Raw genomic sequence first — 20,090 nt, forward strand, 5'->3', positions numbered from 1 at the left:
ATTATGACGGGGCGTTCGGGAACTTCCGGCGTCGCCCGAAAAGAGTCGAGAATGATTGACAAGTCGGCTGTCTCGACTCTAGAGCCGCCGCCAGTCGGCGCGAAGAAGTAGTAAACGCCCGACTTTGATCATTTGCTTAGTGCGTGACTTCTGCCTGCGGTAGCGCATCGAGGATGGCCCGCTGGGCTGCGGGAACGGCGGGGTGGAACGTCTGGGTGGCGCCGTTGATCGCGACCGTGGCCGAGCGCAGCGGCCGCAGCTGGCGGATCACGTTGCCGATCGCCAGGCCGGTGCGGTTCTGGACCTCGCGGGCCACGGCCAGGGCGGTGAACACGACGGTGAGGTGGGCCTCGATAGCGTCGCGGGTGTGGTGGAACATCGGCCTGGCCCGTAGATCGGTCTTGCTCATCCGGAAGGACTGCTTGACCCGCCACAGGTCGTGGTAGCTGCCGATCACCTCGGTCGCGGGCATCACGGTGGCGGGGATGTTGGTGACGTAGCCCTTCAGCCCGACCAGGCTCTGCGCCCTGGCCAGTGCCTTCTCATCCAGGGATCGGGCGCCGTTGCTGGTCTTGACGAACCGCGGCGTGCGGGCCGCGCGTTCGCCGTCGACGACCTCCCGGGCGCGGGTCTCCTGCAGGGCGAGGGTCTTGCGGTCCCGGGCTGCACGCCTGGCCGAGTACGCCCACACCGCCCGCCACGACCGGTCGTGCTGGACCGGGTCCCAGACAGGTTCGGCGCGGCGGGCGGTGTCGTTTTCCCCGACCTTCCCGCCCTTGGCGCGGCCGGTCTTGGGGGTGATCGTGTCGATGACCTGGCCATCGGTGAACGCATCGCCGTGCCAGTGGAAGTGGGACTCCAGATCCGCCGGCGCCCGGGTCACCCGCGAGCCGACGATGAACCGCACGTGCGCCTCGTCCAGCGCCTTCAGGTTCGCCGCCGACAGCATGCCGGCGTCGGCGGTGACCGCGAGGTCGGCCAGGCCGTGCCGCTCCTGGAACTGGGTGATGATCGGGATCAGCGTGCTGGTCTCGGCCTTGTTGCCCTCGAAGCAGCCGATCTCCAGCGGGAAGCCCTGACGGTCGACGAGCAGCCCGACCACGACTTGCGGGTCGACTCGACGTTCCTTGGAGTAGCCGACTTTCCGCAGGTCGTCCTCGTGTTCGGCCTCGAAGTAGAGCGTCGTCACGTCGTAGAGGCACAAGGTCAGATCCCCGACCGAGCTGGCGTGCGCGAAGCACGCCGCTGCGACCCGGTCCCGGTAGTCGCCCTTCACCGCTTTCCGCAGGGTGCGGTTCATCGTCGGGTAGCTGGCCGGCCGGCGCCCCAGGTCGGTGAGCACCCGACCGGCGTCCAGCAGTGATGTCGGTTCCACGATCCGGGCGATGACCAAGTCGCAGAACACCTCATCGGTGGCCGCGGTGAATCCCAGCGCGGTGACCACCCCGAGCAGGGCGTCGTACAGCAGCCGTGACCCGGTCGCCAGCACCCGTCCTCCGCTGTCCCGCGCAGCCGCCGACCGGCGGGCTGGTGGCGCCGGCATCGCCGGCAGCACGCCCTGTCCGCCCGGGGCCGCGGCCAGCGGCAACACCCGCGGCGTGGGCTCGATCCCCAGATCCAGCACGCCTTGGGCCGGGTCGCCCAGCAGCTCCCGGGCCCGCTCCATCAGCACCCCGAGCTCGGCATCGGTGTGCGCCGACCCCACATGCTTGACGATCTCCTGCCGCCCGGCCCGGTACGCCGCGATCTGCACCGCCGTGGCCCCCGAAGCGGTCCGCACCCGCCGGATGAACGCCACACCCCGACCCTAGGCCGACCCCGTTAGTGCGTGAAACCACGCCGAGTCCAGACCGTCCCCGCAGCTCAGCAAGCCGCAGCAGAAACGATCATGCACCCCTGATCAAAGTCAGGCCGGACATGCCCATCGGCATCCTTGGCAACCCATGAAGGGCGGATTATGACGGGGCGTTCGGGAACTTCCGGCGTCGCCCGAAAAGAGTCGAGAATGATTGACAAGTCGGCTGTCTCGACTCTAGAGCCGCCGCCAGTCGGCGCGAAGAAGTAGTAAACGGCTACCAGCAACAGGGCGGATACGCCGATGCCGGCAAGCTGCATGCAACGTTCTTCCCGGTACCTTCCGGGCGCCCCAACGGTTTGTGGCGGAGCGCCCGGAAGATCACGAGATCAACAGCCCAGCACTGGCGGTCACTCGATGACGGCGACTACCTGGCCCTCTTCCACAGTGCCACCTTCCGACACGTTGATCTCGCGTACCGTGCCGGCGGACTCCGCGACCACGGGGATCTCCATCTTCATGGATTCAAGGATGACGACCGTATCTCCCTCCTCCACGGTATCACCGACGTTGACGACCACCTTCCACACGTTGGCCATCATTTCCGAACACAGTTCCATATCCGTCTCTCCTATACCGATCGCATGCGTTCGACGATCCTCGTGTCATAATCCCCCGACACGAAGGAACTGTTCTGGAGTAACTCTTTGAAGAACTCCAGATTTGTCTTGGGTCCCTGAATTTGAAACTCTTCGACTGCGCGGCGAGCCCGTTCCAACGCCTGGTCTCGGTCGCTCCCGTGCACGACCAGTTTCGCAAGCAACGGGTCGTAGAAGGGGGTCACGCTGTTTCCGGACCAGTACCCGGCATCGACACGAATGCCTTCCCCGACGGGATCCCGCCACGTCGTGATTCTTCCCGGGGAGGGAAGGAAACGCTTCGAGTCCTCGGCATAGATCCGGAGTTCGAGCGCGTGGCCGGACGGCTTAAGCTCGGCGGCATCGAAAGTGATCTCCTCACCGGCCGCGATGTGTAACTGCTGTTCGACGAGATCGATGCCGAGGACCATCTCGGTGACTGGGTGCTCCACCTGAAGTCGGGTGTTCATCTCCAGGAAGACGAACTCCTGGGTGTCCGGATCCACGAGGCACTCGACCGTTCCGGCATTCCGGTAACCGACCGCCTCCCCCGCCCGGACCGCACCGTCCATCAAACGCTCGCGCAGTTGTGGCGTCACTCCCGGCGACGGAGATTCCTCCGCCACCTTCTGGTGTCTTCTCTGAACCGAGCAGTCCCGGTCCCCCAGTGCGATCACACGGCCGTCGGAGAGGCCGAGGATCTGCACCTCGACATGCCGCGCCCGGGGCAGGTAGCGCTCGAGCAGCAACTCCGGGTTGCCGAAGAACCGCTCCGAACGGGAGCGCGCCGTCTCGAACGCTTGCCGCAGTGCTGCTTCGTCCTCGGCGACGCCCATGCCGATGCCGCCGCCGCCGGCGCTGGCCTTGACCATCAATGGATAGCCGATGTCCCGCGCGATGCGTACAGCGGCGTCGACGTCCACCAGTGGGTCACGGGTACCGGGCGCTACGGGTACGCCTGCATCCGCCATCAGATTGCGAGCGCGGATCTTGTCACCCATCGCATCGATGGCCGCAGGAGGCGGGCCGACCCAGACGAGTCCGACCGCCTCGACGGCGCGGGCGAATTCCGCGCTCTCAGACAGGAAGCCGTAGCCGGGGTGGACGGCAGCGACGGCTGTCTTTCTGGCTGCGTCCAGCACCTTGTCCATCGCGAGGTAGGAGTCCGTGGGTGCCGCGCCGCCGAGGAGTACCGCCTCGTCCGCCTCCGCGACGTGCGGCAGGTCCGCATCCGCCTCGCTGTAGACGGCCACGGTACGAATGCCCAGTCGACGGGCGGTCCGAATGACTCTGCAGGCGATCTCGCCCCGGTTGGCGATCAGGATGGAATCGAACACGTCTCACTCCTCAGGCAACTACCAATGACATTCATCCACGGACGACGGAACCGACCAGCAGGCCATCGACGCCCCGGCTCACTGCGCTAGCTCGGCCACCGCCCGCTCGTAGCGTTGCATGGCGCCCAGTGCCACAGCAGCCTCAGGCATCTCCCGGAAGACGGGCACGCCCAGGACACGCAACCGCTCCGCCATGGCCCGCCGGAACTCCTCGATGCTGGGGTCCTCGTCGCTGCGCAGCACGACCACGAGATGGTTCTTGCCGCGCATGTTCTCCTGCGCCTCGGCCAGGCCGTGCTCGATGTTCCCGAGGATCGCATCCGGCCGGTTCGTCATGTGGGCGATGACCGCCACGTTGATGTGCACGACGACGGCGTCGGTGGTGTGCTTGTCGGTGACCGCAGCGAGGATGTCCCGTGCGACCTCGCCGTCCCGTTCACTGAGGGTCCCAGCCGGCGTGTCGATGGGATTGACGACCGACGTACCCGGCGGGAGGGATAGCGCCTCCAGCGCCTCGATGGCCTCTGCGCTCAACGGGGACACGTCGAAGTGCTGCCGGCTGAACGCATCGGTCGCGAGCACACTCGTCCCGCCGCCATTGCCGAAGAGGACGACGTTCTCGGTCACCCTCCCGGCATTCGGCGTGAGACGGTCCAGGATGAGCAGCGCGTTGAGGAACTCGTCGAGCGTGTCGGTCTGCACGAGGCCCGTCTGCTGCACCAGCGCGGTCCAGATTCGGTCATCACTCACCAGCGCGCCGGTGTGCGACGCCGCTGCGCGGCCACCCTGGCTACTGCGACCGCCCTTCAGCAGGACGCACGGCTTCCGGCCGGTAGCCTGCCTGAGCAGCTCGAAGAGGCGTCGACCGTTCCGGACGTCCTCGACGTAGAGCCCGATCGTCCGCGTCTCGGGATCGTGCAGGTAGAACTCCAGCAGCTCTGCGGGATCCACATCCGCGGAGTTCCCAACAGTCACCAGACCGCTGAACCGGAGTCCCCGGCTCTTACCCCGTCGGAGGATGTCGACTCCCAGGCCGCCGCTCTGCGATACCACCCCGATCGAGCCCGGCTCCGCCGATGCACCCTCCACGAAGCTCAGCCGGCCGCGCGGTGAGTACGTCCCCAGGCAGTTGGGTCCGATGATCCGCACTCCTGCTTGCCGGGCGGCCTCCACCAGGCGTCGTTGCAGCTCCACCCCTTCGGCGACCTCGCCGAAACCGCTCGACATCACCTGCCCGAACCGGAGTTTGCCGTTGGCGCCGGCGAGCAGATCGAACAGGGCCTGACCCGGGACGGCGATGTACGCGTAGTCCGCCCGTTCCGGGAGGTCGGCGAACGACGGGTAGACCGGCAGACCGTCAATCTCCCGCTCGCGCGGGTGGATGGCGTACATGTTGCCGCTGAAGCCGAACTCCCGCAGGTGTCGGGCGAAGGTGTTGGCCGGGGTCACCTTGGTGCCCGACATACCCACGACCGCGACCGCCCGGGGAGTGAAGAGCGGCGCAAAGTTGGCGAGGACGTCTTGTTCATCCGAACGATTCATCGAGACGCCCCCGAGGTGTCCTCCGTCGCGGTCCCCGAGGGCCGCCCCAGAATCCGCACATCGGCCGCCACGGCCGACGTGGAGCCGACCATCAACGGATTGACGTCGACCTCCGAGATCACGTCGGCCAACTCGCAGAGCAATCCCTCTGCTCCGCCCAGCGCCAGTGCCGCCGCGACGACCTTCGACAGGTCCACCGGCGGGAGGCCACGGTAGCCGTCGAGCAGCCGCCTCGCTCTCAATCCGTCGAGCATCCCAAGAATGTCCGTACTGGTCACCGGACAGATGCGGAAGGCGACGTCGTCGAGCACCTCCAGGAAGATGCCTCCTACGCCGAGCATGAGCACAGGCCCGAAGCTGTCGTCGATCTTCCCGCCGATGACCAGCTCTGTAGAGGCCTCGGCCATCTCCTCGACGAGGAAGCCGTCCAGACGCACCGAGGCCAACTGCGGCTCGGCCAGCATGGCGTCGCGGGTCTCGGCCAGTGTCTCGATGTCGGGAATGCCCAGCCGGACCGCTCGGAACTCCGTCTTGTGAACGACGTCCGGCGACATCAGCTTCAGCACGAGCGGCGGAGCAAGTTCCGCCGCAGCAGTCCTGATGTCCTGGTGCGGCGGAACGAACACTCCCCGCGGAATGGGAAGACCGAACTCTGCGGCTATCTGCTTCGCGTCGTACTCGTTGGGGCCGATGCGCCCCTCGTCATCAGCTCGTGTGAGGACAGAGAGCGCTGCATCTCTCGCGCTTGTCGTGCGGATCACTCGTGAACTCCAGAGGCTTCGTTGCCGGCGCGCGGGTGCACCGTTGTGGCGGTAAGGGCAGAGGTACCCGGCGTGATCAGGGCGATGCCGGGAGCACTCGGTCCCGGTGCGGCTCTCAAGTCGCTCAGAAGACCGTCGTGGGCCAAGCGCGGAGGTGTCCCTGTCCGACGCCGTTCGTCAGGCGGAGCTCGTGCACATCCAGGGCGCGCTTCAGGTACTGGCGCGTTTCCGAGGGCTCGATGACCACCTGCACGCCCATACGGGATGCGGCCTCATAGGGGGTACTGTCCTTGGCCATCTCCTCGCGGAGTTCCTGGAACTTCTGTGGGTCGTCCTCGGGCTTGAGTCCGTGCACGATGGTCACCCCATGGGAGGGATCCATGAAGCCGATCTCGGCGGTGGTCCAGGCGCACACCTCGTGGGCATTGCCGGCGAGGCCCATGTTGAGGACTGCCTGGCCGTAGGTTTTGCGCGCGACGATCGCGATCTTCGGAACGGTGCAGAGACTGAGCGCGTTCATCCAGTTCATGACCCTGCCGGGCATCGCCTTCTTCTCGGCCTCGATTCCGATGAGGAATCCCGGCTGGTCGGCAAGGAGGACGATCGGGATGTTGAAGGAGTCGCACAGGACCAGGAAGCTGGTCGCCTTCGAGCAGGCGTCGGCGTCGATCGCTCCGCCCTTGAACATCGGGTTGTTCGCGATCACTCCCACGACTCGGCCGTCGATCCGGGCCAGCGCCGTCATGAGAGAACGGCCGTACATGGCTTTGAACTCCTGCACAGACCCTTCGTCGACGATGTTCGCCACGACCTTGCGCATGTCGTAGCCCTGGTTCCGCCGGACAGGGACGAGATCGCTGACCGTTGACGCCCGAGCGGCCTCCTGTTCCTGATCCTCTCGGTGCTCGGCACGCGGAGGTGCCTCCAACGAGTGGCTCGGCAGGTACGACAACACCCGCTGGATCACCTCGACGGCTTCCTCGTCGCTGTCCACCACCACGTCGACCAGCCCGTTGGTCTTGGCATGCATCTGCCACCCGCCCAGCTGTTCCGGGTCGGTGTTCTCCGAGGTAGCCAGGGCCGACAGCCTCGGGCTCGAGACCGCCATGATTGCTCCCTTGCGCATCACCACGAAGTCCGCCATCGCCGTGTACCAGGAGGCAGAGCCGTAGGTGTGGCCGAGCACGGCCGAGACCCAGGGCGTTTCCCGCCGCCGCAGGTACTGAGCCGGATTCCACGCCTGGGCTATCTCCACGCCCATGACGTCGGGCATGCGCGCGCCGGTCGACTCACCGAAGAAGACGATGGGCAGGCCCCGGGTGTTCGCCGTCTCCTTGATCTGTTGGATCTTGCGCCCGTTGACCGAACTGCTAGAAGCGCCCATGACGGTGAAGTCGTTCGAGACCACCGCGATCTCCCGGCCGTCAATCTGTCCGAACCCGGTGACCTTGCCGTCGGCCGGGCTGCGGTGCCGGTGCTCGGGGCGAGCGGACGTAGCAAACCGCCCGATCTCCTGGAACGTGCCCACGTCCAGCAGAGCGTCGACGCGCTCGCGGGCATTCATAAGCCCCTCGGCACGGCGCTTCTCCAGTTTGGCGGGCCCGCCCATCGCGAGCGCAGCCTCGGTGCGACGGCGGTGTTCGGCACTCAACTCCTCCATCGGCGTGGTGTTCGTCTGGTCCACGGACATGTCTCGTTCCTTCCAATACGGGTGTGCTGCTCGACTATGGGTGTTCTGCTCGACGGCCTAGGTCCTTGACAACAGAAGTTCCGGGAGTGACAGCGGCCCAGTTCTGCAGCCGCTGGTGGCCGACTGATCAACTGAGATCGGCGGGAACCATGAATGTGGCGATGTCTGGGACGAGCAACAGGAGGGCCAGGACTGCGAACATGATCCCCACGAACGGCCAGATGCCCCGGAAGCCCACCTCGACCGGCTCGTTCGCGGCCCCGGCGGCGACGAACACGTTGAGCCCCATGGGGGGGGTCACCAAACCAATCTCGGCCAGCAGGATCATGACGATGCCGAACCAGATGGGGTCGAAGCCGAGTTCCATGATGACGGGGAAGATCAACGGCAATGAAAGACTGAGGATCGCCAACTGATCCATGAAGAAGCCCATGACCAGAACGGCCAGGAGGATCAAAAGCATCACCGTCCAGCGACCCAGTCCGGCTGTTGTCAACGCCTCCAGCATCCGACTGGGGACCCGGGACATCGATAAGAACTGACCGAATGCGTGGGCGCCGAGGATGATGATGTAGATCATCGTGGTCACATAGACGGTGTCCTTGATCCCGTGCACCATCTCCGGCCAGGTGATCCTCCTCAGGAGCACCAGCATCAGCAGGGATATGGCAGCACCGAGTGCGCTGGCCTCGATGGCACTCACCACGCCGAAGTAGATGCCTCCCACGATGGCGACGATCAGCACGACGAAGGGCCAGAGAAGGCGGGAGCTGTACAGCTTCTGCTTGAGAGAGAATGCCGTACCACGGGGTATGGTCCCACGTCGCTGACCTGGAATGGCCCAAGCAAGGACGCCGGCAGAGAGAGCCAACGCCATGATCAGGCCGGGGACGATGCCGGCGATGAGCATGGCCCCGATCGACTGCTCCGTCAGGATCGCGTAGAAGATCAGTCCCGTGCTCGGGGGGATCATGATCGCGAGGGTGCCTGCCACGGCTACCGCTCCGACTGATAGGGCCGGGGAATATCCCTGGCGCTTCAGTTCCGGGATGGCGACCTGCCCCATGGTGGAGGCCGCCGCGGCGCTGGAGCCGCAGATGGCCCCGAGCCCTGCGCTCGCGTAGATGGTCGCAATCACAGATCCGCCGGGGAGCCTCCCCGTCCATTGACGGAGCGATTCGAAGATGTCGCGCCCGAGGCCGCCCTTCGTGATGAAGTTGGCCATGAGCACGAACATGGGGATCGTTACCAGGGAATAGCTGGTGGTCGACCGATAGGGAAGTGTCTGGAGTACGCCCAGCATGGTGTCGGGCGAGGCTACGAGCGAGATGCCGAGAGCACCGGTTACGAGAAGGGCGAAGCCGATGGGCATTCCGGCCAGCAGCAGCACCAGCAGCATCACCAAGGGCAACGCGATGTCCATCAGGACTCCACCCGTCTAGCTCGTCGCATCATAAGCGTCTCGCTCTTCTCGTTATTCGTGGATGCCGGTGGATGGAACTTCTGGCGATTCCTCGTGCGCTGGCGACAGCGCGATGTTCGATCGGTCCCCCGTCCACCATTGGGCACAGATCAAAAGGCTCCTGAGTACCAGGAGAGCGCATCCGAGCGGCACCACGGCGTAGGTCAAGGCGAGCGGTACGCCGAGTAAAGCGTGCGACTGACCGGTCGCGACGGCTGCCTGCGTTCGCAGCATGCCCTGGTAGGCGACGGCTACGAAGACTCCCGCGATCATCACCGCCGCGATGGTCTGGGACAGGAGTCGTACGCCTGGGCCCATCCGGGTCAGCAGGAAGGTCACGCCGATGTGCCGTCGGCTGCGCAATGCAGCCGACAGAGCGAAAAAGGTGATCGCCGGCGCAAGGTAATCGCCGACCCAGGCCTGGGAGCCCGTGACGGGGCTGGAGAAGAGGTACCGCGCTACAGCGCTGTACGTGACCAGCACCATGACTGCTACCAGAGCTAGCGATGCCACCCACATCAACCCGTCTTCCAACAGTGAGAGGCCTCTGTCAACGGGCTTGAGGGCCGCCCGCACGCGATCACCAAACATCCCAACCTCTTCCCCGTGCTCGACGGATACACGTCTGCTCTGCCCTGGTGGTGGCCCGCCATCATCGGTTCTCCCGGTCCGGCGAGCCACCACCCGCGGTCGGATCTCAGGACCGGTCGGCGATGGCCGCCCCAGCCTCTTCCAGCGCCGCATCCCCCGGGGCATCGGAGGGCAGCGTGTCCAGCCAGGTGTCGGCCACCCCGCTCAGCGCCTGGTCGAGCTGCTCCAGGTCGGCAGCGCCGAGTTCGACGGCCGTGAGCCCCTCCGCCTCCAACTGTGCGATGGTCTCCTCCTCCACAGCAGGAAGGCTGGTGGCGAACTCCTCCGTAGCTTCTTCCCCAGCGGTGAGGAGCGCTTCCTGCTGGCACTCGGAGAGTTCATCCCACACCGGCTGCGACACGACGAGAGCACCGTTGAAGCTGGCCACGTTCGCATTTGTGGTGAAGTGACTCGTCACCTCGAAAGTGCGGTTGGAGATGAGGGACGGCAGGTTGAAGATGCCGCCGTCGATGATGCCCCGCTGGAGACCTTCGTACTGCTCCGCAGCGGTCATCTGGACCGGGGTCGCGCCGAGGGCGCTGACCGTCGCGTTCTGCGGTCCACCAGCCGATCTGATGTTCAAGCCTCGCAGCGCCTCGACGCCGTCGATCGGCTTGCTGGTGACGAACTGATAGAGCGGCAGGGCATACGCCGCGAACGGCACCATGTTGTTGCGCTCGAAGTCGTACTTGTAGATCTCCGACTCGGCGTCCCGTGCGAGGTCGTAGTAGGCGAGTCCCAGGGTCGATGCGTCGGAGGCCATCCGGGGAAGGTTGAAGACGTTACCCAGCGGCATCTGATCACCGTTGTACGGCGGCGCAACGTGGCCCACCTCGAAGACACCGCTGTTCAGGTTGTCCACCTCATCGGCTGGTTCGCCCAACTGGCCGTCGGGGAACACGTCGATCGAAACCGGGCACCCCGCCTCCTCCGAGACCGAGGCAACCTGCTCGACGAGCGGCTGGGTGAAGCCCTCCGAGATGTAGTGATTCTCCGCGAGGATGTCGCCCAGCTTCAGCGTGACGGCCTCCTCCGCTCCGTCCGCACCCGTGCTTCCGCCGTCACCGCCGCCACCGCCGCATGCTGTGACGAGCGCCAAGCCTGAAACGGCGACGAGCGAAGCGACAGAACGGGTTCGGTACTTCCTGGACTTGACCATGAGGACGGTCCTTTCGTTAGCAGGGCTAGGGGATGCGGGGAGGATGAGGCTCGCGGCTTCGCTCGGGCGGGCGCGACGTGCGCCGGTTCGATGCGCGCGTCAACCTAGGGGCTCTCAAGGGGCATGTAGAAAGCGTGGGGCCAAGGAACGGTGCGGTGGCCTTTCCGCGACTGCCCGCGAGAAGCGTGCCATCACGCGCCTCCTTCACAGCGTTGGTGTCTACCGTTCGCAGCCTGACACAGGGAGATGTGCACCACATCGGCCGTCCGAGGAACCCTCTAAGCTGCACTTATGGCAGATGATCTTTCGTTGCGATCCCTCGACCTGCTTGTGGCAGTCGCGGAAACGGGCAGCCTGGGCCTGGCCGCCCGGCGCCTGGAGATCAGCCAACCCGCAGCGAGCCAGCGCATGCGTGCCCTCGAGGAGGATCTCGGCGTCACCCTTCTCCGGCGCTCAGCCCTCGGATCTGAACTGACGTCCGAAGGAGAACTCGTCGTCGAGTGGGCACGGGCGGTCCTGGCGGCGCGGAACAGGCTTCGGGAACGAGTGAGCTATCTGCATGAGCGCAGGGGAGCACGTCTTCCGGTCGCCGCCAGCCTCACGATCGCAGAATTCTTGCTGCCCCGGTGGCTGGTTTCCTTGCGTGGGCTGTTTCCTCACGTGGTGGTGGCCCTGCGAATGGGCAACTCGGCGATCACGATCGAGGCTCTGCAGCGACGCGAAGTCCAGGTCGCCTTCGTCGAGAACGTGACCCCGCTTCCGGCTGACATCAACAGCCTCGTGGTGGGGGAGGATTGTCTGACACTCGTCACTGCTCCCGATCACGAGTGGGCTATCCGTGGCGGTCCCGTCACCGCGGAGGAACTCGCGACCACTCCGCTGGTCACACGCGAGCAAGGGTCCGGGACCCGTGAGGCGCTGGAGCGGGTGCTGGAAGAACTGGGCGGCATCGCCCCCCCCGTCCTGGAAGTCGCATCGACCCTCGCCGTGAAGTCAGCCGTCGCCGAAGGCCTCGCCCCCACTGTCCTCTCCCACCTCGCCGCTCAGGCGGAGTTGGCGACCGGCAGGTTGGTGGAGGTCCCGGTCACCGGGGTAGACCTGCACCGCCCACTCAGGGCGCTGTGGCACCGGCGGCACCCGCCGGTTGGAGCGGCTGAAGCGCTTCTCGATCTGTCGCGCGGCCCGCAGCCGGAAAAGAGTTCGGCCGTACCAGTCATCCCAATGTCTCGACCCCACGGCGGACGCGGCTAGCTTCCGCGCTTGAGGTCAAGACCGTCTGAAGGGCACGCGCCAGCGGCCCGCGCACAGAAGGCGTCCGGCCCCGGCGGTAGCACGTGGTCGCTCCGGTGGTGCGGCCTGGGCCGGCCGACTGGTCAGGCGCCGTGGTGCGGCATGGACATCCCAGCAGTCACCGCTCGCTCCATGGACCCTCCGGGCTAAGTTCTGTGCCGTGGGGTGCAACTCGCTGACGGAGAGCGAGCGGCCGGCTGCATAATTCCGCTGGTGTCGCCCGAATCACGGGCTTTTCGGTCCGCCCCGGGACGCAAACGGAGACGACCCAGATGAAGGATGCGATACAGGAATCCTGTCGGGCATCCATGGCCGCACGCCTTGAGGAGTTCCCGAGGCGAGAGATCCGCCGTCCAGACCTGAAGCACTCAGCGGTCGCCGTGTGCGTCACCCGCGGGACGGGTATCGCCAGCCTCCTCCTCACACGCCGGGCCCCGAGGATGCGTGCCTATGCCGGGCAGTGGGCGCTGCCGGGCGGTCGCCGTGACGCCGGTGAAACGACGGTCGACGCCGCGCTCCGAGAACTGCGGGAGGAGATAGGAATCACGCTGCAGCCCACCGACGTCCTCGGCCTTCTGGACGATTATGCCACCCGATCCGGCTACATCATCACACCGGTCGTCTTCTGGGCCCGGGACATCGGCGAGCCGGTGCCCTCGGAGGGCGAGGTGGCCAGCGTCCACGAGATCCCCCTCGGTGACCTCGACGTCCAGCCGCGATTCATCACGATCCCCGAATCCGAGTTCCCCGTCATCCAAGTGCCCGTGCTGGGGCGCTACATTCACGCCCCGACCGCGGCGATTATCTACCAGTTCTGCCAGGTCGCCCGACGCGGTCGCATCACGCGAGTTGCACATTTTGAGCAGCCCGTGTCCTCCTGGTCTTAGAGAGTGTTTGAGTGTGCAGCCTGAAGTGGCCCCACCTGGAGCCGTAGTGATGGGGCGCCCCGCAGCGGGTGGCCCCGGTGCTGGGGCCGCACGTGGCCACGTGCGCGGCTGGCTGCAGGCCGACCGGGAGGCGCCGCGAAAGCAGCGGCGCACCGCCCGGCGGGTCTGACTGCGGCTGCTCGAGGAGCAGGAGGTTGCGATCGACCGACTGGTGCACCAGGCCGAGGTCATCGCCCTCAGCGGCGACAGCTACCAGCTCAGAAACCGAGACCTCGGCCGGATTTCCCCGGCCACCACCGGACACATGAACACGAGGGGGTCATCTTTCATCTGCCGCCAAGCGTCCGCCGTTGACAGCGCGTGGGCGACGGCGGCGCGACAGAGTTGGTCTCGAAAGTCTCCAGCTTCACCCGCCGGCCGCCCTCGGCGTCCTTCTCCAGCGGGGCTGGCCACGGCGGGTCCCATGGATGCCCAGCACGGCTTCCGGCTCCGGATCGGTCAGCTGACGGTCGGCCTCGGCGACCGACGCCGCATGACTGATCGGGCAGCTCAGCAACCCCGCGCATCGCCCCTGACCGGCCACCCTCGCCCACCCGGTCGGCGACGCTGCGGCGCAGCCGTCTGGCCACTCGGAACCCGGCCGGAAGCTCGTCGATCTGCTCGGTGAACGCCCGCCGCCCGTACGCTGTCCGCGTACGACCTGATGTGTCGTTCCTCCGGCGGGTTGTTCACCTCGCCCATCGGTGGTGATCACCCTTCGGCTGTCAGCCGCCGAGCAGACAGACCGAAGGGTGACCGCCCATGATCCTGCCGCCGGAGGCATGGATGGATCTACGACGGTTCAAGCCGTTGCGTGACGCCGGAGCGACCTGGAAGGAGATCGCCGCCGAGCTCGGACTGGATCCGAGAACGGTGAAGAAGTACATCAACGGGCCGGCGGTGCCACCGTCGGCGCCGAAGAGGATCGGCACCCAGCCACGGCTCATCGAGCACCTGGCCCCGGTGGTGGATGCGTGGCTGGCCACCGACATCACCCTGCGCGCCTCGGTGATTCACGAACGGCTAGTGGCCGAGCACGGCTTTCCCGGCTCGTATCAGCGGGTCAAGCTCTACGTCGCCGAGGCGCGGCCGCGGATCGCCGCCGACGTCGAGCTGCCCGGGCCACTGACCGGGCTGCACCGCCGGTTCGAGACCACACCCGGGGCGCAGGCGCAGGTGGACTGGGGCACCGAATCGAGGACGATCGCGAAGGCGCTCGGGTGCGCTACGTCTACTCGTTCCACATGACCCTGTCGTATTCGCGGGATCCGTTCTGCTGCTTCACCACCAGCCTGGATCTGGCCACCTTCTTCGGCTGCCACCTGCGGGCGTTCGCGCACTTCGGCGGGGTGCCGGGCAGCATCGTCTACGACCGCACGAAGACGATCGTGCGCCGGCACGTGGCACCGGGGCGGACAGTGCCGATCCATCCGGAGGCCGCGGCGTTCGCCGAGCACTACGGGTTCGCCATCGACGTGCTCGCCGCCCGCCGCCCGACCGGCAAAGGCCGGGTGGAACGGCAGGTGCTCATCGTCCGCGAGCATGTGCTCGCCGGCCGCGCCTTTGGCAGCCTCGACGATCTGATGCGGCGTTCGGTGACTGGTTGCCGATCCGCCGCGGCCAAGTGCATCGCACCCACGGGCAGGTCATCGGCGTGCGGGCGGAGGCCGACCGGGCCGCGTTGCTGCCGATGCCGCAGGCGGAATATCGGGTGACCGACCGGTTCCTGCGCCGGGCCGGCAAGGACTGCCTGGTCTCCTTCGAGCCCTCCCGCTACTCCATCCCGGCCACCGAGGTGACCGCGGGGATGACGGTGGAGCTGCGGGTCGGCCCGGAGACGGTGGCCATTCACGCGATCGGCGCCGATCCGCGGCAACTCACCGGGCACCGGCGGGCCCGGCACCGCGGGGACGACCAGATCGACCTCGCGCACTGGGAGGGACTGCCCGACGGACACACCCGGGCGGTCACCCTCGGCGATCCGGCCGAGCAGCAGCAGCCCCTCGGCGATCGGCTGGAGCCGATGCCGCTGCTGCTCGAGCGGCCCGACCTGGGCGTTGCGGTGGCCCGCCGCGACCCCAGGGTCTACGACCAGGCTGCGGGTCTGGCCGGCACGATCGGCCGTGCCGCATGACCGAGCAACTTGCCCGGCCGGCCGAGGGGCTGGTCGCCGACCGGATCCGCCGGCACGCCGAACGCCTGCTGCTGCGTCACCTGGCCACCGAGGCACCCGATCTGGCCGCCCGAGCCGAGACCGCCCAGCTGGGCTATCTGGACTTCCTCGATCTCGTGCTCGAAGAAGAGGTTGACGTGCGGGAGGGACGGCGGTTCCGCAACGCGCTGAAACTCTCCGGGCTGCCGCACCACAAGACCTTCGACGAGTTCGACTTCGCCTTCCAGCCCGACCTCGACCCGCGCCGAGTACGCGACCTGGCCACTCTCGGATTCGTACGGGCGCACTCCAACGTGGCCCTGCTCGGCCCGCCCGGGGTGGGCAAGACCCACGTCGCCGTCGCCCTGGCCGTGGCCGCCTGCCAGGCCGGCTTCTCGATCTATTTCACCAGCGTCGACGACCTCGTCCGCCAGCTGCGCGAGGCGGAGGCGCTGGGCCGGTTCGCGAAGAAGCTGCAGACCTACCTCAAACCGGCGGTCCTCGTCCTCGACGAGGTCGGCTATCTGCCGCTGAGCCGGGCCGAAGCCAACATGCTGTTCCAGCTGGTCGCCCGCCGCTACGAACGCGGCTCGATCATCCTGACGTCGAACAAGGCGTTCTCCGAATGGGGCGCCATCACCGGCGACGAGGTGCTTGTCACCGCCATCCTCGATCGACTGCTGCACCACTGCGACGTGCTCCCCATCAACGGCCCAGCTACCGGCTGAAGGACCGACCCCTCACCCCACCGGAGCCGCCGATGCCATGATCAGACCGCCGCGGGAACGACACGTCAGGCCGTACGCCCAACGACACGTGAGGTCGTACGCCGACATACGCGTTCTCTCGGCAGGCGTACTGGACCTTGCGCCAGCGCACCAGCAGCCCTCCTCGCCGTAGGGCAGATCCCGCGGCCGGGTCACCCGCCGCTGCCGAGCGCTGATCGACAGAACCCCGCACGCCGGGCACGCCGCCGCGGCCTCCTCGTCGGTGACGACGTGCAGCATCCGGGTCCCGTCCGGGACGCGGACCACTTCCCGCACCCGAGCTTCGGGCAGACCGAACAGGATCGTCGTACCGTCTGAACTCACTCATGGCCCCTCTACTGTCGGCTCGAATCCACCGCCAGCATCGAGGGGCCATGGGCTTCTCAGCCCGAAGCCACGATCCTCACAAGATCATGTCCTTCTTCCCCTCGAGTTCGAAAAGCCGGCATCCAGCCCCACTTGGCAGGCGCTGTGCTCAGCAGTGTCCAAGGAGCCTGGAAGGGTTAACGGCGAACATGGCCTGGACGTCGACGTCGGAGAAGCCGCTGTTTCGGGCAAGTTCAGCGAATGCCCTGAGGCCGGCCACAGGGTCCTCCCGTGTCACGGCACCCAGGTCGCTCGACAGCACATTGTTACTCACGCCGGTTGCGTGAACGGCTGCAAACGCCTTCCTCAGCACGTCCGGCTCCTGCAGATAGGCGAAACAGCGCTCAAAGACGACACCATACTGCAGAAGACTCAATTGTTCTTCGACCCCGATATCGATATGCGGTGACTCTGGATGAGTTACGACTATGCGCCCTATGCCCGCTGCGTGCGCATTCTGGGCAAGCTTCAGGGTCTCATCTCGCGAGATGTGACCCGTCGCCAGTACTAGATCGTAATCTCTGATGACCTCCAGCACAGCCAACGTTTCTCGACTGAGCTCCCCAGCATCGTCTAGCAGTGAGATGGGTGGGCCCAGGCGGCCTTTCCCAATCAACTCCTGTTTGATCTGTAGGTAGGGAGGCAGCTCACGTCCCGGGTCCCAGATGTTCAGGACGTCGGCCTCGTTGGCAGCATCCGACGTCGGCATGTAGATGACTCGGCCACCAGCCCTCGCCAAGGCTTCAACCGCAAGGGGATTCAACCCGCCGACGAAGTGGTTCAGAACGATAGAACCTACAGCGCGAATCTCAGGTACGACCTGTCGGACCAGCCATGCCCTCTCCGCCGTGGGAGCATAGTGCGACTTCAAGACAAAACCAGCCATACCCGAGTCCCGAGCCAGTCTGGCCAGCTGGAGATCATCGACGCTGCGCGGCATGAGGTCTGGGTAGCTGTGCACGTGCAGATCCAGCGCCCCAATCGGGAGTCTCATTACGACGCCTCCATCCGGCAACCGACACAATGGCCTTGTAGGGGCGGCCGCAGCCATTCCCTGCGGTAGGTCATACCTCTCCGACCCCTTCTCTGCAGCAATCGAACAGCCGTATCCAGCAGGACGGCCATCGTTGACATAATGGCCACGACGACGAAGGGCCAGGCAGTGTCCAGCTGGTTCGTGTATTGAACCAGCAGCTGACCAAGACCGGTATACGAAGCGACGATTTCCGAAACGACTACTCCAAGAAAGGAGTAGACGGCAACTAACCGGAGGCCGGCGATGATACTCGGCAGTGAGCCCGGGAATTGCACCAGTCGAAAGAGTTGCATCCGCGACATGCCGAGCGATCGGGCCAAGGTGATGATGTCAGCACTTATACTCGTCATGCCCGCCAGCGTGTTCAACAACAAGACGAAGTACACCAAGCTCGCGCCGACAATGACCTTCGGTGTCGCGCCCAGGCCGAACCACAGAGTAAAGATGGGCGCGAGCGCGGGCCGCGGAATGCCGTTGATTAGCGCCAAGTACGGGTTCAGCCCCCTGCGGATTGCTGGCGAGGCGGCAAAGAGAATGCCAGTAAGGACGCCCAAGACAGAGCCGACTACCAAGGCGAGGATCGAGGCCATTAAGGTGGCCCAGATATCGCTCCAGGTCTCGGACGTGCTCAGCAGTACCCCGAGGGCTCGGACGACCTCAATCGGGCTACTGATAAATAGCGGATTGACGATCTCCGTTCTCCAAGCTAACCACCAGCCGCCTAAGAAGACGACGAGCACAACAATTCCCGACGCCCAAGACTTAAACAGGGACCGACGACTCTCCCGGATCACCGCCTGGCGAGCGGTACTCTCAGAACTGTCCACGTTGACGGGATCGGGACTCGTAGGCGGCTTCGAGCTGCCGCTGACGACGTAAGGACTCTCGAGCGGCACGACTTCGTCCCTATTTATCTGGCGTCCCCAGCTTCTCGCGCCCTCGCTACTTCGTCCTCAGAAGACCTGTGAGCTGAGATCGATATTCCAAGAAGCGGGCGTTTTCGAATTGAGCCTCAGCGGGTTTGGGTCTTGGTATGTCGATAGGGACATCCGCCACCACCCTGCCGGGCCGGTGGCTCATAAGCATTACTCTGTCACCCAACAGAATCGCCTCAGCGAGGTCATGCGTCACGAAGATGACTGTCGCTCCCTGCGCCGACCAGAGGGACAGGAATGCCTCTTTCTGTAGGGCCCGATTTTGGGCGTCGAGAGCTGCGAACGGTCCGACCATAAGAATGCATCTGGGTTTCCTGCGCAAGAGTTCTCGCGATGGCGACCCGTTGACGCATACCCTGTGACAACTGCCCAACCCGTGAGCGAGCGAAGTTCTTCAGTCCGACGCGCTTGATCCATTCGGCCGCCTTCTCCCTGCACTCATTAGGCTTCGCTCCGTGCACCTCGAGCCCGAACTCAACATTTTGTTGAACGTTACGCCAAGGCATCAGTGCATCACGCACCTGCATGTAGGCGATGACCGGGCGGGGTGACGTCACGGGAGCGCCATCGACGGTGACGGTTCCGCGGCCCGGCTGCAGGAGGCCTGACACCATCGTCAGAATGGTGGTCTTGCCGCATCCGGACGGCCCAACCACCAAGAGGAGTTGGCCGGGTTGGATCTCCAAGGAGAAATCCCAGAGAGCACGTACAAACTTATCGCCGTGGAAGAATCCGTGGTGCACGTTTGTCAGCTTCACGGCGGCCCCGGAGGGCGTCATGCGTGCACGTCCTGCGCGATCTCCCGGACACCGTCGGCGGCCAGGGCAGTGGAGGGGCCGCCGTCGACACGCAACGTGATCCCGGTGATGTAGTCCGCTCCTTCCGAGCAGAGGAACAGGCAGGAGTTCGCCACGTCCTCCGGCTCGCCGAGCCGTCCCAGTGGCACGTGGCCAGCCACTTGGCCAGCGGCGTCGCCGCCGGAGAACCTGGATGCGGGGGTGTGCACGGCGCCGGGCGCGACGCAGTTGACTCGGATTCCGGCTGGTGCCCATTCCCACGCCATCGTCTTGGTGAGCGCCGCGACGCCGGCCTTCGCTGCCCCGTACGCAGCCCGCCCCGGGTGTGCGGCATCGGCGGCGACCGACCCGATGTTGACGATCAGGCCCCCGCCTTGAGCCTGGAACACCGGGTAGCAGGCCTGGGCGCAGTAGAAGACGCTGCTGAGGTTCGTCTCGACCTGCGCCCGCCACCCGTTTTGGCTCAGCTCCGCGAGCGGCAGTGCAAAGTTGCCGCCCGCGTTGTTCACCAGGACGTCGATGGTGCCGAAGGTGGCGACCGCGGTGTCGATGAGGTCGCGGGCGCCTTCGGGGGACCGCAGGTCCGCGCGGACACCCACTGCTTCGGCACCGAGTTCCCGCAGGTCGCCGACCGCGTGTTCCAGTGCTGCGGCGTCCCGGCCGTTGATGACCAGCCGAGCCCCCGCGCGCGCGAACGCCGTCGCTATGCCGGCCCCGATCCCCCGCGAGGCGCCGGTGACCACGACGACGCGGTCGGAGAAGTTGTACCGCACGAGTCCTGCGGATCGGTGGAGGGCCATGGTCGGT

The 20,090-nt window shown here is 65.9% G+C and carries 20 protein-coding genes; 6 read left to right on the forward strand and 14 right to left on the reverse strand.

Annotation, left to right across the window (positions count from 1 at the left end; all coding sequences use genetic code 11):
• Window positions 1–136 precede the first annotated feature (136 nt).
• The 10 genes from BLASA_RS20030 to dctP form a co-directional block, all read right to left on the reverse strand.
• Window positions 137–1,798, reverse strand: coding sequence for an IS1634 family transposase (locus BLASA_RS20030; RefSeq protein WP_014378067.1), 1,662 nt, complete (start codon window positions 1,796–1,798; stop codon window positions 137–139).
• Between the two features lie 65 nt (window positions 1,799–1,863).
• Complete coding sequence (locus tag BLASA_RS25250; protein WP_166486602.1) at window positions 1,864–2,115, reverse strand: hypothetical protein; 252 nt, start codon at window positions 2,113–2,115, stop codon at window positions 1,864–1,866.
• Between the two features lie 90 nt (window positions 2,116–2,205).
• Window positions 2,206–2,415 carry a biotin/lipoyl-binding carrier protein gene (locus tag BLASA_RS20035; RefSeq protein ID WP_014378068.1) on the reverse strand — a complete coding sequence of 70 codons (210 nt, stop codon included), beginning with the start codon at window positions 2,413–2,415 and terminating at the stop codon, window positions 2,206–2,208.
• Window positions 2,416–2,426: 11 nt separating this feature from the next.
• Entirely contained in the window at window positions 2,427–3,770 is a 1,344-nt protein-coding gene (locus BLASA_RS20040; RefSeq protein WP_014378069.1) for an acetyl-CoA carboxylase biotin carboxylase subunit, read from the reverse strand.
• Between the two features lie 78 nt (window positions 3,771–3,848).
• Window positions 3,849–5,312, reverse strand: a complete 1,464-nt coding sequence (locus BLASA_RS20045) for a CoA-binding protein (RefSeq protein ID WP_014378070.1) — start codon at window positions 5,310–5,312, stop codon at window positions 3,849–3,851.
• Window positions 5,309–6,073, reverse strand: coding sequence for an acetate--CoA ligase family protein (locus BLASA_RS20050; RefSeq protein WP_014378071.1), 765 nt, complete (start codon window positions 6,071–6,073; stop codon window positions 5,309–5,311). Before BLASA_RS20050 ends, BLASA_RS20045 begins: the two co-directional genes overlap by 4 nt.
• 124 nt (window positions 6,074–6,197) lie before the next feature.
• Complete coding sequence (locus tag BLASA_RS20055) at window positions 6,198–7,763, reverse strand: acyl-CoA carboxylase subunit beta (RefSeq protein ID WP_014378072.1); 1,566 nt, start codon at window positions 7,761–7,763, stop codon at window positions 6,198–6,200.
• A 127-nt stretch (window positions 7,764–7,890) separates the two neighbouring features.
• The gene (locus BLASA_RS20060) at window positions 7,891–9,186 is read right to left on the reverse strand and encodes a TRAP transporter large permease (protein WP_014378073.1); all 1,296 of its coding nucleotides are present in this window, start codon (window positions 9,184–9,186) and stop codon (window positions 7,891–7,893) included.
• Window positions 9,187–9,237: 51 nt separating this feature from the next.
• Window positions 9,238–9,711: a TRAP transporter small permease gene (locus BLASA_RS25255; protein WP_166486603.1), complete on the reverse strand. Its 474-nt coding sequence runs from the start codon at window positions 9,709–9,711 to the stop codon at window positions 9,238–9,240.
• Window positions 9,712–9,922: 211 nt separating this feature from the next.
• Entirely contained in the window at window positions 9,923–11,014 is a 1,092-nt protein-coding gene (gene dctP / locus BLASA_RS20070) for a TRAP transporter substrate-binding protein DctP (protein WP_014378075.1), read from the reverse strand.
• A gap of 291 nt (window positions 11,015–11,305) precedes the next feature.
• On the opposite strand from dctP, the gene BLASA_RS20075 reads away from it, so the two are divergent.
• The 6 genes from BLASA_RS20075 to istB all read left to right on the forward strand — a co-directional run bounded on the left by BLASA_RS20075 (window position 11,306) and on the right by istB (window position 16,110).
• Window positions 11,306–12,265: a LysR family transcriptional regulator gene (locus tag BLASA_RS20075; RefSeq protein WP_014378076.1), complete on the forward strand. Its 960-nt coding sequence runs from the start codon at window positions 11,306–11,308 to the stop codon at window positions 12,263–12,265.
• A 311-nt stretch (window positions 12,266–12,576) separates the two neighbouring features.
• Window positions 12,577–13,191 carry an NUDIX hydrolase gene (locus BLASA_RS20080; RefSeq protein ID WP_014378077.1) on the forward strand — a complete coding sequence of 205 codons (615 nt, stop codon included), beginning with the start codon at window positions 12,577–12,579 and terminating at the stop codon, window positions 13,189–13,191.
• An 801-nt stretch (window positions 13,192–13,992) separates the two neighbouring features.
• Complete coding sequence (locus tag BLASA_RS24660; RefSeq protein ID WP_014378080.1) at window positions 13,993–14,478, forward strand: transposase; 486 nt, start codon at window positions 13,993–13,995, stop codon at window positions 14,476–14,478.
• Window positions 14,451–14,945, forward strand: coding sequence for a DDE-type integrase/transposase/recombinase (locus BLASA_RS24665; RefSeq protein ID WP_014378081.1), 495 nt, complete (start codon window positions 14,451–14,453; stop codon window positions 14,943–14,945). Before BLASA_RS24660 ends, BLASA_RS24665 begins: the two co-directional genes overlap by 28 nt.
• Complete coding sequence (locus BLASA_RS24670) at window positions 14,942–15,364, forward strand: Mu transposase domain-containing protein (protein ID WP_166486604.1); 423 nt, start codon at window positions 14,942–14,944, stop codon at window positions 15,362–15,364. Before BLASA_RS24665 ends, BLASA_RS24670 begins: the two co-directional genes overlap by 4 nt.
• Window positions 15,361–16,110, forward strand: coding sequence for an IS21-like element helper ATPase IstB (gene istB, locus BLASA_RS20090; protein ID WP_014378083.1), 750 nt, complete (start codon window positions 15,361–15,363; stop codon window positions 16,108–16,110). Before BLASA_RS24670 ends, istB begins: the two co-directional genes overlap by 4 nt.
• 514 nt (window positions 16,111–16,624) lie before the next feature.
• Here istB and BLASA_RS20095 read toward each other — a convergent pair.
• From BLASA_RS20095 to BLASA_RS20105, 4 genes are all read right to left on the reverse strand, one after another.
• Complete coding sequence (locus BLASA_RS20095) at window positions 16,625–17,509, reverse strand: DUF6282 family protein (RefSeq protein ID WP_014378085.1); 885 nt, start codon at window positions 17,507–17,509, stop codon at window positions 16,625–16,627.
• Window positions 17,509–18,291, reverse strand: coding sequence for an ABC transporter permease (locus BLASA_RS20100; protein WP_051005083.1), 783 nt, complete (start codon window positions 18,289–18,291; stop codon window positions 17,509–17,511). Before BLASA_RS20100 ends, BLASA_RS20095 begins: the two co-directional genes overlap by 1 nt.
• Before the next feature lie 380 nt (window positions 18,292–18,671).
• Window positions 18,672–19,265 carry an ABC transporter ATP-binding protein gene (locus BLASA_RS24425; RefSeq protein WP_014378088.1) on the reverse strand — a complete coding sequence of 198 codons (594 nt, stop codon included), beginning with the start codon at window positions 19,263–19,265 and terminating at the stop codon, window positions 18,672–18,674.
• A complete protein-coding gene (locus BLASA_RS20105; protein WP_014378089.1) occupies window positions 19,262–20,083 on the reverse strand; it encodes an SDR family NAD(P)-dependent oxidoreductase in 822 nt (273 codons plus the stop codon). The genes BLASA_RS24425 and BLASA_RS20105 overlap by 4 nt, the downstream gene beginning before the upstream one ends.
• Window positions 20,084–20,090: the final 7 nt, after the last annotated feature.

The organism is Blastococcus saxobsidens DD2 (assembly GCF_000284015.1).
Classification (GTDB): domain Bacteria; phylum Actinomycetota; class Actinomycetes; order Mycobacteriales; family Geodermatophilaceae; genus Blastococcus; species Blastococcus saxobsidens_A.

Excerpts from the sequence above, each read along its gene's own strand:
- istB (WP_014378083.1), top strand. The coding sequence starts at position 15,361 with ATGACCGAGCAACTTGCCCGGCCGGCCGAGGGGCTGGTCGCCGACCGG.
- BLASA_RS24660 (WP_014378080.1), top strand. The coding sequence starts at position 13,993 with ATGATCCTGCCGCCGGAGGCATGGATGGATCTACGACGGTTCAAGCCG.
- BLASA_RS20080 (WP_014378077.1), top strand. The coding sequence starts at position 12,577 with ATGAAGGATGCGATACAGGAATCCTGTCGGGCATCCATGGCCGCACGC.
- BLASA_RS20035 (WP_014378068.1), bottom strand. The coding sequence starts at position 2,415 with ATGGAACTGTGTTCGGAAATGATGGCCAACGTGTGGAAGGTGGTCGTC.
- BLASA_RS20055 (WP_014378072.1), bottom strand. The coding sequence starts at position 7,763 with ATGTCCGTGGACCAGACGAACACCACGCCGATGGAGGAGTTGAGTGCC.
- BLASA_RS25250 (WP_166486602.1), bottom strand. The coding sequence starts at position 2,115 with ATGCAGCTTGCCGGCATCGGCGTATCCGCCCTGTTGCTGGTAGCCGTT.
- BLASA_RS20075 (WP_014378076.1), top strand. The coding sequence starts at position 11,306 with ATGGCAGATGATCTTTCGTTGCGATCCCTCGACCTGCTTGTGGCAGTC.
- BLASA_RS25255 (WP_166486603.1), bottom strand. The coding sequence starts at position 9,711 with ATGGTGCTGGTCACGTACAGCGCTGTAGCGCGGTACCTCTTCTCCAGC.
- BLASA_RS20060 (WP_014378073.1), bottom strand. The coding sequence starts at position 9,186 with ATGGACATCGCGTTGCCCTTGGTGATGCTGCTGGTGCTGCTGCTGGCC.
- BLASA_RS24425 (WP_014378088.1), bottom strand. The coding sequence starts at position 19,265 with ATGACGCCCTCCGGGGCCGCCGTGAAGCTGACAAACGTGCACCACGGA.
- dctP (WP_014378075.1), bottom strand. The coding sequence starts at position 11,014 with ATGGTCAAGTCCAGGAAGTACCGAACCCGTTCTGTCGCTTCGCTCGTC.
- BLASA_RS20045 (WP_014378070.1), bottom strand. The coding sequence starts at position 5,312 with ATGAATCGTTCGGATGAACAAGACGTCCTCGCCAACTTTGCGCCGCTC.
- BLASA_RS20105 (WP_014378089.1), bottom strand. The coding sequence starts at position 20,083 with ATGGCCCTCCACCGATCCGCAGGACTCGTGCGGTACAACTTCTCCGAC.
- BLASA_RS20095 (WP_014378085.1), bottom strand. The coding sequence starts at position 17,509 with ATGAGACTCCCGATTGGGGCGCTGGATCTGCACGTGCACAGCTACCCA.